This is a genomic window from uncultured Rikenella sp., assembly GCF_910579375.1.
In the GTDB taxonomy this organism is placed as follows: Bacteria; Bacteroidota; Bacteroidia; order Bacteroidales; family Rikenellaceae; genus Rikenella.
Map to the genome: position 1 here is coordinate 1 of NZ_CAJTUJ010000133.1, position 5,112 is coordinate 5,112.

The 5,112-nt window shown below is 62.0% G+C and carries 4 protein-coding genes; 2 read left to right on the top strand and 2 right to left on the bottom strand.

All coding sequences use genetic code 11. The features are described 5' to 3' along the window. Window positions 1-595: 595 nt before the first annotated feature. The gene (locus tag QZ302_RS08470; RefSeq protein WP_294594446.1) at window positions 596-907 is read left to right on the top strand and encodes a hypothetical protein; all 312 of its coding nucleotides are present in this window, start codon (window positions 596-598) and stop codon (window positions 905-907) included. A gap of 64 nt (window positions 908-971) precedes the next feature. Further along, window positions 972-1,118, top strand: coding sequence for a hypothetical protein (locus QZ302_RS08475; RefSeq protein WP_294594448.1), 147 nt, complete (start codon window positions 972-974; stop codon window positions 1,116-1,118). 13 nt (window positions 1,119-1,131) lie between these two features. Here the strand turns inward: QZ302_RS08475 and glpK are convergent, their stop codons facing one another. Further along, on the bottom strand, window positions 1,132-2,643 hold the full coding sequence (glpK, locus tag QZ302_RS08480; protein WP_294594450.1) for a glycerol kinase GlpK: 1,512 nt from the start codon (window positions 2,641-2,643) through the stop codon (window positions 1,132-1,134). Window positions 2,644-3,049: 406 nt separating this feature from the next. Beyond that, entirely contained in the window at window positions 3,050-4,615 is a 1,566-nt protein-coding gene (locus QZ302_RS08485) for a glycerol-3-phosphate dehydrogenase/oxidase (protein WP_294594452.1), read from the bottom strand. Window positions 4,616-5,112 lie beyond the last annotated feature (497 nt).

The window sequence follows — 5,112 nt, forward strand, 5'->3', positions numbered from 1 at the left end:
AGTAGCGCGATTCGTAGAATCGCCGGCCTGTTCGCCCAGCGGCTTTGCCGCTCGGGGGAGTGGGCGACAGGCCGAAGCCGTCAGAAAAAGGTGTCGCTTTTGCGGTTCATAGAACCGCCGGGCATGCAGCGGGGCATCTTCGATGCCCGGGCCGGACGCCGCAGCCCGAACCCGACAGAATTGGGCGAGGTTGGTGCCCGGGGTTAGGGCTTTACTCTCGAACGAGAGCGAATAGCGCGGTTCTTCGAACCGCCGGCCTTGTTGCCCAGTAGCGAAGCCCCTCGGGGGTCGATAGGAAATACGGGTAAAAACATAAAAAAACAACCTAATCCCGCCCCGGGCAACCGCTATAGCCATATGGGAACTTTGTACTACAACGGAAATTACGGTTATAGTTATTCGTGCTCAACCAACGAAACTAACGGCATGTTCTTGGACTTCAACACGCAGGAGCTCAACTCCAGCGGCGGGTACGACCGGGCCCACGGTCTTCAGTTGCGTTGCCTCTCGGAATAAACGGGCCCATAGGGCGTTCTACTGGCAGCCTCTACCCGAAACGGGCCGGGTCTACCCTAAATAAAAGCAGCCTTTGCTCTTGTCTTGTTTTAACTCCCTGCGGCTCTTTGAGCCGCGCAGTTCGCCGCCACCCCACGCGGCGGACTGCAACTCGACGGAACTCGTTACGCTCACCGCTGGCGGCGAACCGCCTAAACCCGCCCCGGGCTTCCGCGGCAACGATGGCGCGGTGAACCATGCCGGCAACTACGGGTTCAGCTGGTCCTCTTCCTCGATTGTCGCAACGGACTACCTCAGAGGATTCGGTTTGAGTGCGGGTTCGACGGGGCTTGCCCCGAACAGCCAGGAGACCTGCGGCCTCGGTATTCAGTTGCGTTGCCTCTCGGAATAAACGGGGAGAGTGGCGCGCCCCGGGCTTCCGTGACTGTGGGTACTATAAACGGTTGGGCGAAATGATGGCTGTCGGAAATGATGGATATAGTTCGTCCTCGGCGGTCAGCGGTATCAACGGCATCTATTTGGGCTTCAGTGTAACGTGGGTCGGATATAACCATCCGGATAACCGTGGCCGCGGTCATCAGTTGCGTTGCCTCTCGGAATAAACAAGGGCTCGACCTACTTCTCTTTGGCCCAGCCTCTGGCCCTTTCGACCGCCCGGTGCCAGTCCGCCAGCAGCCGTTCCGCCTCCGGTTCCGGAATGAGTGGCGCGAAAGCCCGATCCAGCTTCCAGAGCTGTTGCAACTCGTCCAGTCCCTTCCAGTAACCCACCGCCAACCCCGCCAGAAACGCCGCTCCCATCGCCGTAGACTCCAGCGTCAGAGGCCGCAGGATGTTCTCCCGCGAGACATCCGCCTGAAACTGCATCAGGAAATTGTTCGCCACCGCGCCCCCGTCCACCCGCATCTCGCGAGCCAGCGAACCCACGTCGCTCTCCATCGCCCCCAGAATGTCGTACACCTCGTAGGCGATCCCTTCGAGCGCCGCCCGCGCCAAGTAGGCCGACGTCGTGCCCCGCGTGATCCCCACGATCGTGCCCCGCGCATACTGATCCCAGTAGGGCGCCCCCAGCCCCGTCAGAGCCGGGACGAAGTAGACCCCGCCATTGTCCGGCACCGACTCCGCCAGCTCCTCCGTCTCGGCCGACGACTTCACCACATGCACCGCGTCCCGCAGCCACTGGATCACGGCCCCGCCCACAAAGGCGCTCCCCTCCAGCGCATAGGTCACCCGGCCGCCGATCCGCCACGCGATGGTCGTCAGGAGGCGGTTCTTCGACGCCACCGCCTGGTCGCCCGTGTTCGCCATCATGAAACACCCCGTCCCGTAAGTGGTCTTGACCATCCCCGGCTCGGTGCAGAGCTGTCCGAACAGAGCCGCCTGCTGGTCGCCCGCGATGCCCGAGATCGGAATCTTGGTCGAAAAGAGCGTCGTGGCCGTGTCGCAATAGATTTCGCTGCTGTCGCGCACCGTCGGGAGCATCGATTCCGGAATGTCGAACAGCTCCAGTAGCTCCCGATCCCACGCTAAGGAGTGGATGTTGAAGAGCATCGTCCGCGAGGCGTTGCTCACGTCGGTGACGTGCACCCGGCCGCGGGTGAACTTCCAGACGATCCAGCTGTCCACGGTTCCGAAACAGAGTTTTCCCTTTTCGGCCCGCTCGCGGGCGCCTTCGACGTGGTCGAGGATCCACTTGATTTTCGTGGCCGAGAAGTAGGCGTCGAGCATCAGGCCGGTTTTTGCCCGAATCGTTTCGGCCCGCCCCTCGCGTTTGAGGAGCTCGCAGTAGTCGGCCGTGCGCCGATCCTGCCACACGATGGCGTTGTAGATGGGCAGCGAGGTCTCGCGATCCCATACGATGGTGGTTTCGCGTTGGTTGGTGATCCCGATGCAGGCGATGTCGAGCCCCGTGAGGTCGGCTTTGGCAACGGCTTCGGCGGCGACGGAGGACTGGGTGTACCAGATCTCGCCGGGGTCGTGCTCGACCCATCCGGGCCGCGGGAAGATCTGTTCGAAGGGCTTCTGGGCGGAGGCTACGATGTTCCCGGCGTGGTCGACGATGATCGCGCGCGAGGAGGTCGTCCCCTGATCCAAAGCCAGAATGTATTTCTGTGTCAGTTCGGTTGCCATGATGAATTTGTGTATGTGTCTTCGTTCTTCGGGTTGGAGGGTACTGTTCTTTCTGTGAACAGAAAGAACCAAAGAAACTTTAGAGGATGCTCACGCATCCTAAAGCTGCCGGCGGCCCAACTCTCGGACTTTCTTTGGGCCGGGAGTTGTAGCGCGCTTAATGCAATCACAACCTTTGGCGCGCTACAACCCCGACCCAAAAGCAATCGCAGAGATTAAGGACTGCGGAGCCTAAGGAGTAGCGTAGCTAACTAAAAGTTTACCTTAAGGTTTCCTCCTTGCGCCTCGGCCATTCAAGTAAACTTGATGGCAACTCGGCTGCTACGTCGGTTTTGGTGCCGCTTTTTCCAAAAAGCGGCAGTTCCGTCCGGCTCAAAGCACGGGTACACCAAAAACGAAAATTCGGTTATTTCAGCAGATAGCCATCCGCCAGTGCCGTGAACGCCGCGACCTGTTCCTGCTGCCAGTGCTCGTCGCGGCTCAGCTCCGTAGCCATCAGGGCCGCCACCCTCGGAGCCATTGCCATTGCCGCCCGGGCATCCAGCAGCAACATCCGGAGCCTGCGCGCCAGCACATCCTCCACCGTCACCGCCATCTCCTCGCGCACCGCCCAGACCACCTCCGCCCCCGTGTAAGGATAGTCCGGGTGGAGCCGTTCGGCCAGCTCCGGTCGCTCGTTCGCCAACGCCCGCACCTTCGGTTCGTCCGAGCCGTAGAAGTAGAACGGCGCTTCGAAATCCGTCGGCCCGTGGTAGCCGTGGATCGGGTAATGAGCCGTCATGCACTCCCGCGGCGGCAGCAGATTCAGCGCGATCGCCCGGTCGACCGTGTCCTGCGCCATCTTGCGATACGTCGTCCACTTGCCCCCCGTGATGGTGATGAGGTTCGACGGCGAGACGATGATCTTGTGGCTGCGCGATATCTCTTTCGTGCTTTTGCCCTCCTCTTTCGGCGCCGCCAGCGGCCGGAGCCCCGCAAAGACCGACAGCACGTCCTCCCGTGTGGGTTTGCGCGTCAGGTAGCGGCCCGCCGTGTCGAGGATGAACCGAATCTCCTCGTCCAACGCTTTGGGTTCCAGCTCGGGGTGTTCGCGGAGCGTGTCCGTCGTCCCCACGATCACCCGGTCGTGCCACGGCACGGCGAACAGCACCCGTCCGTCGTCCGTCCGGGGGATCATCACGGCGTTCGTTCCGCTGAGGAACGAGCGATCCAGCACGAGGTGAATCCCCTGGCTGGGTCGGACGATCGGCCGGTCTTCCGGGTTGTCCATCAGCAGGATCGAATCGACGAAGACCCCTGTCGCATTGATCACCGTCCGGCTCCGCACCTCGTGCGTTTCGCCCGTCAGTCGGTCTTCGACCCGCACCCCGTCGACTGTGCCGTCCGCCTTTTTGAGCAGCCCTGTCACCCGAGCGTAGTTCATGACGAAACCGCCGGCGTCCATGGCGGTCTGGGCCAGATTGACGGCCATCCGCGCGTCGTCGAACTGCCCGTCGTGGTAGAGCACGCCGCCCCGGAGCCCTTCGGCCCGGAGGCCGGGGATGAGTTCGAGGGTGGTTTTCCGCTTCTTGGGCAGCGATTTGCCGAGTCCCAACCGCCCGGCCATCAGGTCGTAGAGGGTGAGTCCGATGGTGTAGAACGGTTTTTCCCACCACCGGTAACACGGGATGACGAAGGCTTCGTTTTTGACCAGATGGGGGGCGTTTCGTTGCAGGAGTCCGCGCTCTTTGAGGGCTTCGAGGACGAGTCCGACGTCTCCCTGAGCCAGATAGCGCACTCCGCCGTGCACTAATTTGGTGCTTCGGCTGGAGGTTCCTTTGGCGAAGTCCTCCTGTTCGAAGAGGAGGGTGCTGAATCCGCGTGTGGCGGCGTCGACGGCGATTCCGAGCCCGGTTGCTCCTCCGCCGATCACGATGGTGTCCCAGATGCGTTCCCGGTCTGCGAGCGCCCGGATGCTATTTTGTCGGTTCATGGTGCGAACGTGTTGATTTCGGAGGGACAAGCAGCAAATTCTGCGCCAGAATGCTCGCGCGTCTGACGAGGCGGCGCGCGAACGAAGGTTGGGTTGAGGCGGCCTTGGGGTAGAGGTTGCCACAGCGAAACGTAGTTTCGCCCGTCCACGGGACGTGGGGCCCGCGCGGCCCGAGCGCAGTACCCTCCTGTCGAACAGACGCGCGCCCCGCCAAAAGAAGCGATTCAAATATTTCGGCGCGAGCCGAATATGGATGAATCGCGCAAGGCGCGCGAAAAAAAACTTGATCCGCGCAAAAACTCCGTCGCCCGCCCGCTTAAAGGGCATATTCTGCCGGTTGGCACTCGGCCAATCCGGCAGAGCGAAAGCGGAGCCGCAGTGAGGCTGACACGGGGCGGAGAACTGGGGCGAGCTTTGGGCCGTGCTGCCGAGCCGTGGGGCTTGGATTTGGGCCGTGCTTCTGCGACCCTTTAGGGTCGCGCGGGCCGAAGCCTCCG